Here is a 16,827-nt window from a genome sequence, read left to right as displayed (position 1 = left end):
TATGTTATCCTAAAAAATTGAGCAAATTATATCTTATTTGGCTACTTGTTGATAATTTTTTGCAGCACATTTCGTTTTTTTAGATAGTTTTCTATTGAAATAACAGTGACGGTTGAAAAATTATGACTTTTTTGTTCTGCAAAGGGATGATCATCAAATGCAATGTGTTTGTTAAACATCGATGCTCCTATTTTCTCCATAGGGTTTATGTGGATTAATGAAGGACGATAGCCTGTTTTAAGCAGATAGTGTTGAGCAGCAGTGTGGGAGTGAGGGGTATTGGGATTTAGAGAAATAGCAATAACTTCCAGTATCCACTGATTGGAGTTTTGATATTTTGCCGAAAAAGGGTAAGCAATCATATTGTAATGGCTGTTATGCATTTGTTTAACCGTATCAGGCATAAGCATGGTTTTGACTTTGTTTTGTGTTGCAGTATCTGGGATCATGATTTGATAATCCATGCTATAAAGATTGTCCATAAAGAAATTCATCAAGCCTTGTGCATAGAGCGAGGAATTGGTAGTGCCGCATTCGTTGAGCAGATGGAGGACGGTCCATTGGCCAGGTCTGCCAGGATAGTTTTTAACTGCAAAGCCTATATGACTGTAATGAAGGCCATATTTCTGCAGATTACTTCCAACCCTGGCAATCAAGGCAACTGTTGCGGCACTCCTATTCAAATCCTTTTGAATAGCAAGAGCAGAACGACTAGCATTGATAAAGAGCTCTGGTTTGAATTGGTTTTGTGTACAGGTAGTTCCTGCCTGTGCGGTGGTGCTGAAAAGAATAATTAATCCTAGTAAACAATATTTAAATTCTTTCATTGGTAAACTCTCTATTCAATTTCTTACTGTGTAATAGGCTCTTTCCCATCTCATTAGGCAGGAATGCGATAATTTGTCCAGATGTGTACACTAATGTACTACTTCCAGTAGCGACCACTTGAACCAATTGACCTGTAGCAAGTAAAGAGGCTCCGGCCACATTTCTTGAGACCTTGATGGTGACGCTTGTAGAGTTTTCTACGGAATGTAGGGTGATGTGGAGAAAATCACCTACCACTTTGACTCCGGCAATTGGCAGTTGGCTACCTGCAACGAGCAGATTACTGCTACCAGAGATGATTTGACCTATTCCTTGACTTGATAATTGGGCACTCATTGCGGATCCTTGGCTTCCTTGAGTCACAGCCAGTACGGGGCTGGTCATGCATAATAAGAGCATTGTTTTTTTTAACATTAATTTCTCCTGCGAATTAAGTGCATTGGAACAGATTGGTTTATAACTGTTCATGTGGGTTTATTTAAACCAAATGTAGCTTAAGTGAATAGGATATATATTGATACCTTTTTATTTAAGATATAAAAATAGAAGACTTTTGGTGTTATTATTTAATACTTTTGGAGGATCTATAAATAAATACAATTTTTAGTTCTGACTTTGATAGGTGTAAAGCAAAAACCAATTAACAAATCAGTTAATTGGTTAGAAGAATATAATATTAAAATCAAATATACATTGCTTGTCGGATTTCTTCGAATTTAGTTTTCTCTTGTTCTTGTATTTTTTCAACTGCTTGCAATTCCTCTTGCTCGTGTTCTTGTTGGGTTTTTAGTTCCATAAGTTTAAGCATATTCTGAGTTTTTAATTCTTGTAAAATAGCAGCCAATAAAATGTCTGTAGTAGTCTGCAAATTTATTTCTTGAACGGGTTTTTTAATCTCCTGTATTGGTGCTTCCTTTGTTTCTGAGGATGGAGTTATTTGTTTCTGATTAAAGAAAAGCTGCGATCCCTGATTGGGATAAGGTCGCTTGGTTTGGCTATTTTCATTTTTTAGGCGAGAGTTTATAGCATTTTTACCCATGATGATCTCCTTTTCCTTGTGAGTCTCATTCAGATTAATCTAAATCTTGAGTTAAATGCAAATGTTTTTTTCAAAAAATACAAATTTTACGTTCTTATTGTTAATATCGATCATTAAGATCATGTTATGCGCCATATTTCCTATTAATTTTTAAAAATAGATAATAAACAGTTCATTTAGGCACCTGATGCAATTTGAAATAAATTTGGTAAAAAGATTAATAATTAACCCATACTGGTTAAGCAGTATAGCCTAAGTAGAGATCCCGAAGCACCGAAGATGGAGCGCGTCGTTTCATTTAGGCTATGCTGTACATTATCTATAACCTGGGTTAACCTGCTCCTCTAATTGAACATGCGGATCTGGCACATAACAGCGAATAACGCCCAGGATCTTGTTCAAAACACCCTGTTGATTAATAGTAAAAAAGCGATAAGGAGATGAGTCTTTTTCTTTGGGCATTTCCACAAATGCTTCACTCCAGGATTGTATTGTTTCCGGCGATAGCAGGTTATTTTCCATGAGTCGTTTCATTTCATTAAATGCTCTGATTGTCGTTGCATCCCATTGCAATCCTCTATCTAATGCACTTGGGGGTGGTAAAACTTCTGATATACAACGAGGGAGTAAAAAAGACCATTGTTTACCTGGTTCAATAGCATGTAATAAAACATTAACTGCTTCTTTATAGCGCTCGAGGTTCTTGATGGCCTTTTGGAACGCATCAAGCTCTTGAGCAGACTTTAAGCCTATCGCTTTAGGGACAAGTTGGGGCGGCAAAGTGTTTAAAATGGCTTGAATGCATTGAGGGCGAGTTAAAACATCGTCAAGATGTAAAAGAGGTTCTCCCTTATACAATGGAGTTTGAATTGCTTTTAATCTATTTTCCGGGTTAGGAAAAGATTGCAGCAACGCAGTTAAAGCCTCAGGAGAACAGGCCGCTTCGATGAGAATAGGTTTCATGCTTCGGTTGCAGGTAAAGAGCTTTAGTTTAAATTCATCGGTTGGGCATGCACTTAAAAGAATTTGCAAGGCGGGAAGGTGATGCATAGCTCGATGCACTATTGTTTGACCAGCTATTCCAGGTATCTGTAATATGCGCATCCGCTCTTCAGGAGAGCTGTATAGTTTCAAAATAATATGAAGAAATTCGGGTTTTGATGCTAATCTATGCAGTAAGGTATTCCCTCGCTGATCACGTGTTTCCAGTACTTTTTTTGCTTCATCAGGTGGAAGAGCAGTTAGTTTTTTCTCAAATAAAGTAGATTGGCCTGTAGCAATGGCATAAATTAATACAGCATTGATATTCAGTAAATGATTTTCTATGGCATTACTTAGAGCAGAAGACTGTTCTGGAGATAAAATATGCTCTTCGGTTAATAGTGCTAACTTTTCAAAAATACTGGCATCTTTAAATTGAATGGACGAAAGCAAAGTAGCATAAAAATTAGTAGGAAATTTAATGAGCACACTAAGAAAATCATCAAGACTATGAAGATTGATTTGTGCTAAAGACTTGCTAAGATAAGGCTCTGGTAGTGTATCTATAACCTCATGCCCATCGGTAAAAATACCTTGTGGATTACGCTCTGGACTATATTTTAATGCAATAGCAGCTTTTGCTTCAGGCTGAATATGACAGGCAATGTCTAAGAGTTCGGCATTTTCAGCACGATCTAACAGACTTTTTAATTGGGCAGCAGCTGTTTCAACACACCCACCTCTCTCTAGCAATACATGCAAAATTTCTGAAAGTGGGGCTCCATGAGCATCTTGAAGTTGATTTAGTTGTTGTTTGAATTCAGAAGAAAGATGATTCCAATAAATAGTAAATCGTTTACATGATTGCTGGGCACTTTCACCAGCATATAATTGCCCTGTAATTCGTTCTCCTCCTAAAATCAATCCTTTACATAAAGCGGATAGAGCCTCTCTTGGGCTTTGTCCGAAAGAAAGCAATATGTCCTGCTCCAATACTTCCCACTCATGGTTATGAGAATAAATTTTAGCGGCTAGCTCTGGGTATTGTTCCTTTAAAAGAATATATATTTGTTGATGATAATGAAAAGGCAGCGAAGCAATTTCCTCCAGAAAAAACAGATAATCATCAAGAATGACATAAGATCCTAAATGATATGGACAAGAATTTTGAGCCAAAGGATGTTCTGCCAAGGACTGCTCTTGTATGAAAAACGGAGGTGTTTGGACAAAATCATCAATACTCATATAGGATGGAACTTGTTCCTTTACTCCGATACTCCGAACTCCTTTCACATGAGGCATAATAATAGCCAGCATCTCATTTAGAGTTTTGGGTTGGAAGAGATGCTGAACTAATTCCCAATAGATTTGATTGGCTGAACCCAATGGTAAGGCAGTGAAACTTAATGACGTATTGGCCAAAAGCTTTTTCCTTTGATGAAAATAATTTAGAAACTCTGTTTTAAACGTTTCAGGATGTTTCATTAGCTCTTTCAGCTTCATACAAGATTCAACTAATTCTTTAATAGCGACAGCGTCTTTGAGACTGGCATAATTCGTAATGGGGGTTGGCTCATAAGACTCTAAAAACTGTTGAAATTGCTGCAATACTAATTCAATAAACTGTTGCTCTTCTTCGCTTAACATAGTTTTCCTTCATAAACTCCACAAGGTGCTCGAAATTTATCATTATTGTTGATTTTATTCTATGAATTTATGAAATAATATCTTAAGTAGTATGATAACCCTCCTGTTTTTTACTACTTGATTATTGAAAATAAAAGATGTAGTTATTAATGAATTCTAAATATTGGCCGAGTGAAGTGGCTTTAGGACGATAAAAAGACATGGTGGTTGGCCAAGTGTAAAACCTGGAGCAATATTTTATGAAAATTGCAAAGATTGAGATTTCTCATCCTGAGAAATTGCTATATCCGGATGATAATATTTCAAAAAAAGAGGTTTCAGAATATTACAGTAAAATCTCGCAATACCTATTGCCCTTTGTAAAAGACAGACCTATCACAATGAAACGTTATCCTGATGGTCTTAACAAGGATGGTTTTTTTAATAAGCATCGCCCTGATTATTTTCCTGATTTTATTGACAATTTTACGGTTCCAACAAGAGAAGATGGTTTCGAAATGAGTATGGTGGGTATTCATTCTGAAAAGGGTTTAGCTTATTTGGCCAACCAGAATGTACTTGAACTACATGTCGCATTATCTACTATGTCTTCTATTGAAAAACCGGATCAAATTATTTTTGATTTTGATCCGTCTGAGGCCAATTTTGAAAATGTTCGCTCGTCAGCTAAAGCGCTTAAATCGTTATTAGATAATTACGATATAAAAAGTTTCGTGAAAACGTCTGGTTCAAGAGGATTGCATGTTCATATCCCTATTAAACCGCAATATGAATTTAAGATTATAAAAAAGATAGCAAGAACAATTGCCGAGGAACTTCATGAACAATGCTCGGATATTACCACTTTGGAACAACGAAAAGAAAAACGAAGCAACAAAGTGTACATTGATATTTTACGCAATGATTATGCGATGACCGCGATTGCTCCTTATTCTTTGCGAGCAAAAAAAGGAGCGCCTGTGGCTGCCCCGTTGAATTGGGAGGAACTGGATGATAAATCTTTGAACCCAAGTATTTATAATCTGAAAAACATTTTCCAAAGGCTTGGGCAGATTGAGAATCCTTGGGAGAATTTTAATCATTTCAACCGTCAAATTGATTTGAAAATCTGTTTTAAAAATCTAGAATGAGTAAAACTTAATATCTCCTGCTATTATTCATAAACTGGTCGTGCCCACTCATCATCGTAAAAGGTTATTGCTTCTTTTGGTTTGGATAATAAAGAAGTACTAAGGGATCGGGTATAATAGTGTTCTTTAAATAGGTTATCACACGCAATAATATCTTTTATCAAGTTCGATTGAGCGTGTTGAGGATTTAATTGGGAAAAGTATCCCATAAATTCCGGATGAAGCTCAGCAATCTCTTGAAGTGTTTTGTTAAATGGGTTGTCGGTTCCGCTATATTCTTCATAAAATTGAAGATAGACTTTAACATATTCCTGGAGTGCCAATTTCTCTTCATTATCGCTCATTTTCTGCGTGTATTTATTTCTTAAAAGTGAAACGAATTGACAGTAGATATTGCTGAATGCTTGTATGGCTTCTTGATTATTACTAGGAATGGCTAGATAGAAGGGGTTAGTCACTTCTTTATTTTTAATGGTTATTTTTTTTATGCTGCAATAGGGTACTGCTAAGGCCACATGCTCTGTTTCCCGTTCCATTCGTCCGGGAAGGTTAAGATCATTTTTGCGATAGGTTGCATGAACATCCACAGAGAAATTACGGAAAAGCGTGGGATCAATGGTAATAAAGCATCCATTTCCCCAATCCAATGCAACCTCGGGATCTTGAGACATGCTTACCATATGATAATCACTGGAAAGGTTAGTGAGTTTATGTAGTTTAATTTGTTCAATAGTGATCACCTCAGGATAGGTTTTACCAAAAATTCCTATCAGCAGAGTTGGTAAACCAAAAATGACAGTCGGGAGGTTATCTAAACCACGATACAAATCAACGATAGCTGAAGATGTTTTTACGATATTAGAAAATTGAATTCCTGAAGAGGATTTCTCTTTTGCATTTGGGAAAAATTGAGGATATTTACTATACATTGTTAAATGTCTTTGCAAGAAAAATAGGTAAAAATAATACCATATTTGATTGTTATTTTAAATAATGGTTTAAAAATAATTAAAATTTTCTTTATTTATCCATAAATATTAAATTTAAATCAGTCTAACAGGTGATTTTTATAGAAGAATGGCACAAATTATTTTCAATAGTTTTCGATCTGCTTATGATAAGAGCTCAATTTTTCTGTTTATTTCGAATTCTTTTTGATTTGGATCAGTCAAAAAGGTACGATTAATAGAAGGATTATATTTTAAATTTACTGGTTATTTTTAAGCTTTGGATAGATTAAAATTGGCTTAAGATAGCCATGGAGATAAACATGCATTTGTTATTTGATTTTGATGGAACCTTGGTGGATAGCTTTAATTGCGTAATGAATAAAGGCTTATTACTCGCAGAACAACATGGTTTTAGAAAAATTCAACAACATGAGATAGATGCTCTTCGAGATTTATCTTCAGTAGAGGTTCTCAAATATTTAAAAATTCCGATTTATAAAATTCCTCAGCTCATTCTCCAGATGAGAAAATATTTGCATCAGGAAATACCCTCATTAATGCCTGTTCCAGGTATACAGCAAATTATAGAGCAGTTTTACTACGCCAAATTGAATATGGGGATCTTGACTAGCAACGCAGTAAACAACGTAGAAGAATGGCTGGAGCTAAATAATATGCGCCAATTTTTTACTTTTATTCATACAGAATCAAAATATTTTTCTAAAGGGCGTTTAATTAAAAAAGTTCTCAAAAAATACAAGATAGACAAATCAAAAGTTGTTTATATTGCCGATGAAACACGAGACATTGAGGCGGCACATAAGAACAATATTCGTTCTTTAGCTGTTACTTGGGGATATAATTCCGAACAGGTGTTATTAAAATACAAGCCTTCTGCCGTTGTTAGAAAACCTAATGAATTACTGGACTTGATTCAATGTTAGCAATATCTGGCGCCCTATAACCACCTCGGTGAGGGCACCGTGAAAAGATAGTTCTCCGCCCTATGTTGAGTTGTAATGATTCAATTTATTCTATCTGACACAGCAGTAAGCGAGCATGATAATTATTCACTGAAATAAACTCTATTTCGCGACACCGACATTTTATCCACAAAATCTGTGGATAAATCTGTGGGTAGACCATTAAAAACTTCGAAAAATAATTCGTTACTCTTAATGAGTAAGGATATTCATTTAATTCCATTTTGTCCTGAGCTTTTTGGGAAATTATCCTATACTTTATATAAATAAAATAAGAGGTAATAAAATATGATGCAAGAAAGGCCTGAATCCGAAATAGTTGATGATGCTATTATAAAAACTTTAAATGCATTATTAGAGCTTGAGATGGCAGGTGTTGTGCGTTATACCCATTATTCTTTTATGGTCTTTGGTTTTAATCGTATTCCTATCTGCAAATGGATGCGTGATCAGGCTCAAGAATGCTTAAATCATGCTAATTTGATAGGTGAACTGATCACACATTTTTCCTATCACCCCACACTTAAAATTGGCAAATTATTAGAGACCCATAAACATAATATCAGTAATATTTTAGAAGAGTCTCTTGAACATGAAGAGCAAGGTTTGAATTTGTATCACCAGCTATTACGATACTCAGAAAAAAAATCTGTGTTAGTTGAAGAATTTGCAAGACAAATGATTCAAGAAGAAGAAATGCATATTGGCGAAGTATATAAAATGCTGAAGTCTCCTACCACTTTGAAAGACTTGAAAGATTAGGGAATAACGCATTTAGATTTCTGAGCTTTTTAATTGTAGTCAATAAAGCTCGAATTGTAGGTTAAACAAAAGACTTTATCTAATGCGCTTAAAGTCAACTATTACTGGAAAATGATCAGAATTCCCTTCATAAATAATCTGGCTTTGAACAGGATCGAGATCTAAATTAGAAAACACATGATCTAAACGTGCTCTGAGATAAAAGGAATAAACTAGCCATTGCCAGGTATATCCTTTTATTCCTGTTGCTTTTAAAGCATCTATATAATTTTGGCTCATTAAATAATAGATAGTATACCCAGTATTCCCTTCATTAAAATCCCCTGCGATGACGGTAGGTAAATGCGGTTTCAAATAGGTAAAAATCGACTTTATTTCCTTTAATCGAATTTTTGGTGAAGTAAACAAGGCTCGATATAAAAATCCCATGCTGGTTTCTGTTTCTAGAGGAGGGCACAAATGAACATTAGACAATTGAATTTTTCCTATAGATGAATCAACTTCAAAAATCCACAATGGATGCCATCCAGCTTTAGGTTTTTCATAATGAGTTGTATAAAAAGGAAACTTAGAAATTACTGCTAATCCCCCCGCATGTGGTAATGATAAAACCTGCGATAGGGATAGCGTGTTGCCAAATAAGTCTCTAGTTGATTTTGCCAAAATTCAGTAGTTTCCTGTAATAAAATGATGTCAGCATTAGCCCTATCTAAGGCCTGAATAGTTAAATGAGGTGCTGTAATTTTAAAAGCTCCTTTACCCCAATTCAGATTATAAGATGCTACTCTTATTGTGCCTTCCTTTCTTGGCAAAATAGTCTGATTTTGTTGGTTAAGGCTGCTGCATCCAGCAAGCATAAAGTAAAATATACTGAATAAAAGTAGGGAGTTTGGCCTCACTTTTTTATTTCATCCTCGAATTAAGAAGCTATTATTAAATCTATAAATAATTAATTATTTATTTAAGATTTTTAGTAACAGTAACATACTTAAATACATAAGTCCTTACACATTGGTAACAATGATATTTTTGTTTACAATAAAAATCATATAGTTATTTAAACGTTGCTACTAACTATTGTCTCATCTTGCATCAAACCATAAGGATGTGTGGAAACCAGATGAAAAAAAATTTAAGCGCATGGAGTTTACTTTGGATTTCAATTACCAGCATGGTGGGTTCAGGATGGTTGTTTGGTTCTTTATACTCTGCTCATTTTGCTGGTCCTGCAGCTATTATAGCTTGGCCATTGGCAGGTTTTTTACTTCTATTTGTTGCTTTGCCCTATGCGGAATTGGGTACAATGTTTCCACAGTCTGATAGTCTGGCTTGCTTGCCTTTATATACTCATGGACGCTTAACAAGCGTCATTATGAGTAGCATGGCTTGGTTTTCTTTAGCTATCTTGCCAGTCATTGAAACCCAAGGGGTTATTCAATACGCTAGTAACTACATTCCAGATCTGGTAACCCATTATGGTGTGTACTATAGAAATACTCCGTTAGGATATGTGTTGCCCTTAGTTGTATTAATGAGTTTTGTTTTTTTCAATTATTTCGGCATTGGTTTATTTGCCCGCATTAATTCAGTGTTTACTGTTTGGAAAATCTTAATTCCTGCTTTTACCATCGTAAGCTTAGTGACTATGAATTTTCACAAAGCTAATTTTTTTCAATACGGTGGGTTCATGCCTTATGGCTGGCAGGGCATTATGGCTGCGATGTCGAGTGGGGGTGTGTTTTTCTCTTTATTAGGATTTAGGCAAGTAATTATCATGATGGGCGAACTCGAAAAACCAGGGCAGTCTATTCCTCTGATTTTGGGTGGTTCATTATTGCTCGTGACGTTACTTTACACAGGATTACAATGGTCTTTTATTGGTAGTGTAAATGAATAAGCGCTTGAAAAGGGTTAGGTGAATTTATCATTTACCGGTGATGCGGGACCGTTCGCAGCTTTGGCTGCACTAGCCGGGATGCTTTGGTTAAGTGTTTTATTGTACGTCGATGCTTTTATATCGCCCTATTCAACTGGTTTGGTTTATTCAACGACTGCAGCGCATATGCTAAGCAGTATGAGTTCAGTTATTCGCACACCGAGGATCCTTGCCAAACGGAATAAATACCAAGTGCCCTGGGTTAGTTTAGGAGTGAATTTTTTACTCGCTGCCACTATGTCGCTTATGCTACATGGGTGGCAGGAAATGTCAGCTTTTCTTGTGGCAATACTTATGGTGAGTTATTCCATTGGACCTATTGGACTTGTTTGTTTACGTAAGCAATTACCAAACTATAGAAGGCCCTTTCATTTGCTGTGGGGTAATTTTATTGCTTTTATTGGATTTTATGTTTGCACAGTTGGTGTTTATTGGGCTGGTTTTCACAGTGTGCGAAAATTACTAGTGATCACTATCCTGGGGTTGATGGGGTCTTTTCTTTACTGCTTTATAAAAAACATGCCTAGGGAACTTGATGGCAAACAAGCGCTTTGGTTTATATTTTACCTTCTGGGTCTTAGTATTTTTTCATATCTTGGTAATTATGGCGGCAAATTTATTCTGCCTCAGTATTGGGATTTAGTGTACTTGTTATTCTTCAGCCTGATTGTGTTTGTTTTAGCGATACTATCCAGAAACTCCAGCGCCTATACACAAAAATTGGTTACCGAAAATGTCCACAAATAGGAACAACTTCTAAAATTCAGTAGTTACACATTGTGGATTTCTTACTTGGAAAAGGAACGATTTGACTTCATTTCCCGATTATCCTGTTGTCAACATACCACAAGAAATGCCTGTGACTGTTTTTCTTAAAAGAGGCAAATCCTTCTTTTTCATGGCTTCAATCTGAATGAGATTCAAAGGATGAATCATGGTTGATCTTAATTGAATACTTTCACCAAGCCAGGGTTGATGAAAGCAAAAATCTTTCTCACCTGTTATTTGGTAGAAGAATAGGATGGTTGACTCTAGTTCTATTTGGAAAGGCTTGAGATATTCATTGGAGCCAGTCAATTGATACAAGTACTGTTCCCAGATAGGAAGGTAAACTTTAGAAAGGGTTACCCCTAATTGTTTTACAAAGGCAGCAAAAAGAGCATTTTCCTTATAGAGAACCTTAAGTCTATTTTTCTCAAGGTTATTTAGTTCTGACCAAGTGGAACCAATACCCCACCAAGTTGGAAAAAGAAGTCGTGTTTGAGTCCAACATAAGATCCATGGGATGGCACGAAGTTTTCTTTGATCAGGCCCAGATTTTCGTTTGGTCGGGCGAGATCCAATTTTCAGTTCCTTCAAAAAATGATAGGGTGAGGCTTGTTCAATTGTGGACCAGAACCATTCGTTTTGTATGAGTGCTTTATATTTCTGGCTGACCTTTGTGGAGAATAACAACAGTTCTTCGGGATAATCAATATCAGTATTTTTATCTTTTTGTAAGTAGATATCGAGGAATTTGTCAATCTGACTTTTGAGTATGGAGTTCGAACTAAAGAGTCTTGCAACCATTTCTCCCTGAACAGTCGCTTTATAATTGGTCATCATTTCCTTGGACCAGGAAGCGGTTTGTTCTTTGATATCACCACCTCCTCGCTCAATACTCCCCCCCGATCCATGAAAAAAAATAGGCCGAAGGTTCATATTTTCCAGTGTAGACTGAATATTTCTTAAGCTTTTCGCAATCATGAGCCGGGAAGGCAATACACCATTTTCTTTAGACGAATCGGAATAACCCAGCATCACTTCATAATTTCCACCCCACTGTTTAAGATGCTTTTGTCTAATATCTTCAGTAATTGAATTATTTAAAATTGTATCAGCGCTGGAGAGCGCTAGTTGATTTTCAAACAAGGGTACAACTGGTAGAGCATAGCTTTTAAAAATTTGCTTAACTAGGTTAATTCCATTTTTTATATCCTCAGCTGATTCAACCATGCTGAGAATAAAACCTCGTATATAGCTTCTGGGATCCGTTCCATGAGTTATAGAATAGACTTGTTCAAGCATTTTAGTGATCGTTGTTTTTTTTATGTTTGTTAAACTCTCCTTTACCACAGCAGAATCTTCTCTGAGCTCTATCGGTATGACCAGAGCAGGATAGAGCTGAAAAATGCTGGAGATGATGGAGAATTGTTCGGGCTTGAAATTTAAAAATTTTAGGCTGTCTATTTGTATAGCAGTTAATTCTTTTTTGAATGCAGATACTTTTTTATAATCTCTTGGTTTTATTTTCCCAAGATCACGTGATTTTTTTAAAAGCTGGCTTATCTGATTGGCCAAGGTTTTATTTTCATTTAATGCAGTTGAGAGCCTGATAATTTCCAGTACTTCTTTTAGACACTCTTGAATATAGGCAATAAAAAAGGCTCGGGAAAGCTCAAGACTTTTAACCATGATTTTTTCATTAACACCTGAGTGCCCATCTTTATCCCCCCCTACCCAAGTGCGTAATTGAATAGGAACACCTTTGGTTAAAAAAGAATGATAAAGTTTGATATTGAGTGGGTTGAGTGCGTATTGATAAATGTATTGAGCTTCGTCTTCTACGCTTAGTTTTTCATGATAGGAAATATTAATTTGAAGTGAGATTTTAAGCATTTGATCAAAATGAGATTCATTCATCAGATAGGGGGATTTAAGGGCTTCGACAAGATAGTCACGAATTGCTTTGAAAAGTTTTAAAAATTCAGTTGTGCGAGCTTCTGTTGGATGTGCTGTCAAGACATAATGAATACCTTGAGGCCTGTCAGAATAGACTTTTTCTTTTCTTTGGTTAATGCGAAAAATGCGGTAGGCACTTTCACAGGCATTAATGAGTTCCATCATGAGAGAAAAACCATGAGCAATTTGATAAAGCTGATTTCTATCAAGCTTGGAAAGCTCAATTTGAAGACTAAAAAGCGCATTTCTAAGTATAGACGTTTCGCTCCCAATCGTGTCTTGCATAGAAAGTTGAATTTGCTCGATTTTTTCATAAGTTTCTTTTCCATAGACTTCTGCAATGGCCTTCCCTAAACGAGTAAGGGACCAGGAAACCATACGGCTGAGTTCTCTTGGCAGATGAGAGACATTTTGTTTCATCGAAAACTCCGATAAAAATTAAGTTTTGCATTATAGCAAATCATTTTTTGATGAAAGTATTTTTTAAGTTGCTCTAGTTTTATCATAGTTATCGAAGACTACAAATCAATTAGAATTATCTACTTTGACTTGCTAGTACTGAGCAGTCTATATTGTAATTGTATTTTTCTCTAAAAATCATGAGGAAAGGCTATTATGAAACAAAGTTTTTGGATTGTTTTTGCAAGTTGTTTATTACTTGCAGCTTGCACAAATACTGGTGCTACTAATGCTGAAAATGAGGATGTTCATGTTGCCCAGGGCCATGTAGGTCATGGGGGCGGTGGTGGCCTCTGACATACAAGTCTTTGGGTTGTATTACAAAAGCTTGTTATAAATGACACTCTATTAACTAAGTTACCCATGAGGTACCAAAATTTTTCGAGAAAATTAAGCTCATTTAAATAAAACATAAGCTGATTCAAAGGATGGATGCAATGGCAGCACAATGGCATGAGAAAACGCTTCAGGATATTGCTTCTCAGCTTAAAACAAATCTGACTTTGGGTTTAACTGAGGAAACTGCTAGGAAGCGATTAGAAGAAGTAGGGCTTAATCTTCTCCATAAGCAGAAAAAAACATCAGTACTCATTATTTTCTTTCAGCAATTTGAGAGTTTGGTTACCTGGGTGCTTTTTGGTGCGGTTCTTATTTCTTTTTTGCTTGATGAAAAAGCCGATGCCATCGCCATTTTTGCTATTGTCATTTTAAATGCCATCATTGGTTTTGCTTTAGAATACCGCGCTGATCGTGCCATGTTGGCCTTGCAACAAATGGCCGCGCCAAAAGCAACCGTTATACGTGATAGCCATGTTAAGAATATTGCTGCTTCTGACATTGTGCCCGGTGATATTATTCTCTTTGAAAGCGGCGATTTAATTGCCGCCGATGCTCGTCTTATTGAATTATCAGTACTTAAGGTTAATGAAGCGCCACTCACGGGTGAGTCCGTACCGGTTGCAAAACATCTTGCCTCTTGCTCTGCTGAAACCCCTTTAGCCGACCGTAAGAATATGGTATTTATGGGGACATCTATTGCCGATGGCACAGGTAAAGCGCTTGTCGTAACTACCGGAATGCAAACGGAAATGGGACATATTGCCAAAATGCTTAGTGACGCTTCCAGTGATGAAACCCCTTTGCAGAAAAAACTTAATCAAGTGGGTTCTCGTTTATTGTGGCTTTGTTTTTTCATTATCATTGCCATTTTTAGCTTAGGTCTATTACGTAATATTCCCATTTTTCAATTATTCATGAGTTCTGTCAGTCTTGCTGTTGCTGCCATTCCTGAGGGCTTGCCTGCTGTAGTAACAGTTGCTTTAGCGCTTGGGGTACAACGCATGGTGAGGCGTGCTGTTCTAGTAAGACGATTATCGGCGGTTGAAACACTCGGCTGTTTGCAAGTCATTTGTACTGATAAAACAGGTACATTGACGGTGGGTGAAATGACGGCACGCAGACTCGTTACTGCAAGTGATGTTTATAACATTCTAGGAGAAGGCTATAGCACCATAGGGGGATTTGCACTTAAAGGTCAAGAAATAAAGCTTTCCGAAGATATATTGTTGCAGGCCATATTACGCGCCATGGTAGCTTGTAATAATGCTGAGATTAGGCAGCGAGATGGGCAAGTGACAACTGTTGGGGATCCAACTGAAGTAGCACTCTTGGTTGCTGCGGCCAAAGGGGGCATTGAGCGGGAAAAGCTTAAAGTCTCATTGCCTCGTATGAAAGAATTGCCATTTAGTTCGGAACGCAAACGGATGACAGTGGTTTGTCGACAAGGCAATCAACTTATCGCTTTTGTAAAAGGTGCTCCAGAAATTATTTTAGAGCGCTGTACCCATATCAGGACGGAAGGTGGCATTAAAAAATTAACACCGAATGACAAGGTGCGCATGAAGCAATCATGTGAGCTTATGGCCAGTGAAGCATTGCGCCTGTTAGGGTTTGCTGAGCGCTCATTAGAGTCTCATTCGTTAGAAAAAGAAGATGAGATTGAAAATAACCTGGTTTTCTTAGGTCTCATTGGTCTTCAGGACCCACCTCATGCAAGTAGTAAGGAATCTGTCGGTCGCTGTAAGAAGGCTGGCATCAAACCGATTATGATTACAGGAGATCACCCTGATACGGCTAGAGCCATTGCTCAGGAACTTGGTATTTTGGGCAAGGACGATCGTTTACTGACTGGTAATGAACTTGAAAAAATGTCAGAGGAGGCTCTCAGTAGCTGTGTCAAAGAAATTGCAGTCTATGCCCGTGTGACTGCTGAGCATAAATTAAAAATTGTGCGCGCCTGGAAAAAACAGAATCGAGTTGTTGCTATGACAGGCGACGGAATCAATGATGCCCCCGCTTTAAAGGAAGCTTCTGTAGGGATTGCGATGGGAAAAACAGGTACGGCGGTCACTAAAGAAGCTGCTGACATCATTGTTATGGACAATAATTTCACTTCGATTGTGGCTGGCATTGAAGAGGGGCGTACTATATACGACAACATTACTAAAACACTTGCTTATTTATTAGCAGGAAATAGTGGGGAGTTATTGGTTGTTTTTATAGCTCTTTTAGTCGGCTGGCCATTACCGCTGCTTCCTATTCAATTGCTATGGATTAATCTAGTGACAGACGGCCTACCAGCAATTGCTTTAGCGACTGATCCCTCTGAGCCAGAGATTTTAGCGAGACCGCCAAGAACTACACAAAAATCCCTAATGAATATTTTATTTTTCAAGCGTGTGACATTTATTGGCTGCTTAACTGCTTTAGTAACACTTAGCGTTTTTGCTTATGAATATTTAATTGATGGTAATTTAATCCAAGCTCAGGATGCTGCATTTTCCGTCTTGGTGACAGCAGAGCTTTTACGATCTTTTGGGGCCCGAAGCGATACGAAGACAATTTGGCAAGTAGGTTTCTTTTCTAATCTGCGTCTATTTTTCATTGTCAGCATCAGTTTTTTACTACAGATCTTGATTCATCATGTTCCAATGCTGCAAGAATTATTTGGTATTGAGCCCGTCTCATTCAGCCAATGCCTTTCTTGGATTCTTTTAGGTATGGTACCTTTATTGATACTAGAAACTCAGAAATGGCTAAGGAAGGTACCTCATGAGTCGTTTTAGTATTAAAAAAATTGTCTGGGCCATTGTATGGAGTTCCTGTTTAACGGGCACTCTAACCTATGCAAAACCAACTTCTGGTGTATCGCAATTAATGCAAGAAGCCATGCAAAACAACCCCCAGATTCGAGCAGCGCGCGATCGTTTGTTTGCCGCAATTCATGTGATTCCCCAAGCCAAAGCTCTACCTGATCCCAAACTTAATGCGGGCTACATTAACATGTCTGAGAATATTCCTATGGATGTGGATCCTAGAGCGCCGATCGATT

General features: G+C 37.0%; 15 protein-coding genes and 1 pseudogene. 8 read left to right on the top strand and 8 right to left on the bottom strand.

All coding sequences use genetic code 11. From position 1 onward, the window contains the following. Positions 1 to 41 precede the first annotated feature (41 nt). The 4 genes from OK13_RS09260 to OK13_RS09245 all read right to left on the bottom strand — a co-directional run bounded on the left by OK13_RS09260 (position 42) and on the right by OK13_RS09245 (position 4,495). Positions 42 to 827, bottom strand: a complete 786-nt coding sequence (locus OK13_RS09260) for a DUF2145 domain-containing protein (RefSeq protein WP_052117629.1) — start codon at positions 825 to 827, stop codon at positions 42 to 44. Further along, on the bottom strand, positions 814 to 1,296 hold the full coding sequence (locus tag OK13_RS13955; protein ID WP_152571650.1) for a hypothetical protein: 483 nt from the start codon (positions 1,294 to 1,296) through the stop codon (positions 814 to 816). Before OK13_RS13955 ends, OK13_RS09260 begins: the two co-directional genes overlap by 14 nt. 214 nt (positions 1,297 to 1,510) lie before the next feature. Further along, complete coding sequence (locus OK13_RS09250) at positions 1,511 to 1,867, bottom strand: hypothetical protein (RefSeq protein ID WP_035890414.1); 357 nt, start codon at positions 1,865 to 1,867, stop codon at positions 1,511 to 1,513. A 315-nt stretch (positions 1,868 to 2,182) separates the two neighbouring features. Beyond that, positions 2,183 to 4,495, bottom strand: a complete 2,313-nt coding sequence (locus OK13_RS09245) for a hypothetical protein (RefSeq protein ID WP_035890413.1) — start codon at positions 4,493 to 4,495, stop codon at positions 2,183 to 2,185. A gap of 239 nt (positions 4,496 to 4,734) precedes the next feature. Here OK13_RS09245 and ligD point away from each other — a divergent pair, with 239 nt between their 5' ends. Then, the gene (gene ligD, locus OK13_RS09240) at positions 4,735 to 5,625 is read left to right on the top strand and encodes a non-homologous end-joining DNA ligase (RefSeq protein ID WP_035890412.1); all 891 of its coding nucleotides are present in this window, start codon (positions 4,735 to 4,737) and stop codon (positions 5,623 to 5,625) included. Positions 5,626 to 5,648: 23 nt separating this feature from the next. Here ligD and lart1 read toward each other — a convergent pair whose 3' ends face one another. After that, entirely contained in the window at positions 5,649 to 6,554 is a 906-nt protein-coding gene (gene lart1, locus OK13_RS09235) for an NAD(+)--arginine ADP-ribosyltransferase Lart1 (protein WP_035890411.1), read from the bottom strand. Positions 6,555 to 6,895: 341 nt separating this feature from the next. Between lart1 and OK13_RS09230 the strand changes: the two genes are divergently transcribed. Together OK13_RS09230 and OK13_RS09225 are read left to right on the top strand one after the other, a co-directional pair. After that, a complete protein-coding gene (locus OK13_RS09230; protein ID WP_035890410.1) occupies positions 6,896 to 7,519 on the top strand; it encodes an HAD hydrolase-like protein in 624 nt (207 codons plus the stop codon). Between the two features lie 327 nt (positions 7,520 to 7,846). Continuing rightward, complete coding sequence (locus tag OK13_RS09225) at positions 7,847 to 8,320, top strand: ferritin-like domain-containing protein (RefSeq protein ID WP_035890408.1); 474 nt, start codon at positions 7,847 to 7,849, stop codon at positions 8,318 to 8,320. Positions 8,321 to 8,395: 75 nt separating this feature from the next. On the opposite strand, the gene OK13_RS09220 is transcribed toward OK13_RS09225, so the two are convergent. Continuing rightward, positions 8,396 to 8,983 (bottom strand): endonuclease/exonuclease/phosphatase family protein, encoded by a 588-nt coding sequence (locus OK13_RS09220; RefSeq protein WP_338151677.1) that lies wholly within the window; start codon positions 8,981 to 8,983, stop codon positions 8,396 to 8,398. Further along, positions 8,902 to 9,219: an endonuclease/exonuclease/phosphatase family protein gene (locus tag OK13_RS09215; RefSeq protein ID WP_152571647.1), complete on the bottom strand. Its 318-nt coding sequence runs from the start codon at positions 9,217 to 9,219 to the stop codon at positions 8,902 to 8,904. The genes OK13_RS09220 and OK13_RS09215 overlap by 82 nt, the downstream gene beginning before the upstream one ends. A gap of 221 nt (positions 9,220 to 9,440) precedes the next feature. Here OK13_RS09215 and OK13_RS15335 point away from each other — a divergent pair, with 221 nt between their 5' ends. Both OK13_RS15335 and OK13_RS15330 read left to right on the top strand, forming a co-directional pair. Continuing rightward, entirely contained in the window at positions 9,441 to 10,217 is a 777-nt protein-coding gene (locus OK13_RS15335) for an APC family permease (protein ID WP_241480494.1), read from the top strand. A gap of 18 nt (positions 10,218 to 10,235) precedes the next feature. Further along, complete coding sequence (locus OK13_RS15330; protein ID WP_241480493.1) at positions 10,236 to 11,003, top strand: APC family permease; 768 nt, start codon at positions 10,236 to 10,238, stop codon at positions 11,001 to 11,003. A 78-nt stretch (positions 11,004 to 11,081) separates the two neighbouring features. Here the strand turns inward: OK13_RS15330 and OK13_RS09205 are convergent, their stop codons facing one another. After that, on the bottom strand, positions 11,082 to 13,397 hold the full coding sequence (locus OK13_RS09205) for a phosphoenolpyruvate carboxylase (RefSeq protein ID WP_035890402.1): 2,316 nt from the start codon (positions 13,395 to 13,397) through the stop codon (positions 11,082 to 11,084). Between the two features lie 195 nt (positions 13,398 to 13,592). On the opposite strand from OK13_RS09205, the gene OK13_RS14780 reads away from it, so the two are divergent. The 3 genes and pseudogenes from OK13_RS14780 to OK13_RS09195 form a co-directional block, all read left to right on the top strand. Beyond that, the gene (locus OK13_RS14780) at positions 13,593 to 13,733 is read left to right on the top strand and encodes a hypothetical protein (protein ID WP_162833799.1); all 141 of its coding nucleotides are present in this window, start codon (positions 13,593 to 13,595) and stop codon (positions 13,731 to 13,733) included. A 140-nt stretch (positions 13,734 to 13,873) separates the two neighbouring features. After that, complete coding sequence (locus OK13_RS09200; protein ID WP_035890399.1) at positions 13,874 to 16,561, top strand: cation-translocating P-type ATPase; 2,688 nt, start codon at positions 13,874 to 13,876, stop codon at positions 16,559 to 16,561. Further along, positions 16,548 to 16,827, top strand: a pseudogene (locus OK13_RS09195) (TolC family protein); the annotation flags it as partial. The gene OK13_RS09200 and the pseudogene OK13_RS09195, both read left to right, overlap by 14 nt.

Origin of the sequence: Legionella norrlandica (assembly GCF_000770585.1) — a bacterium.
Classification (GTDB): Bacteria; Pseudomonadota; Gammaproteobacteria; order Legionellales; family Legionellaceae; genus Legionella; species Legionella norrlandica.
This window is presented reverse-complemented; position numbering and strand designations above follow the sequence as displayed.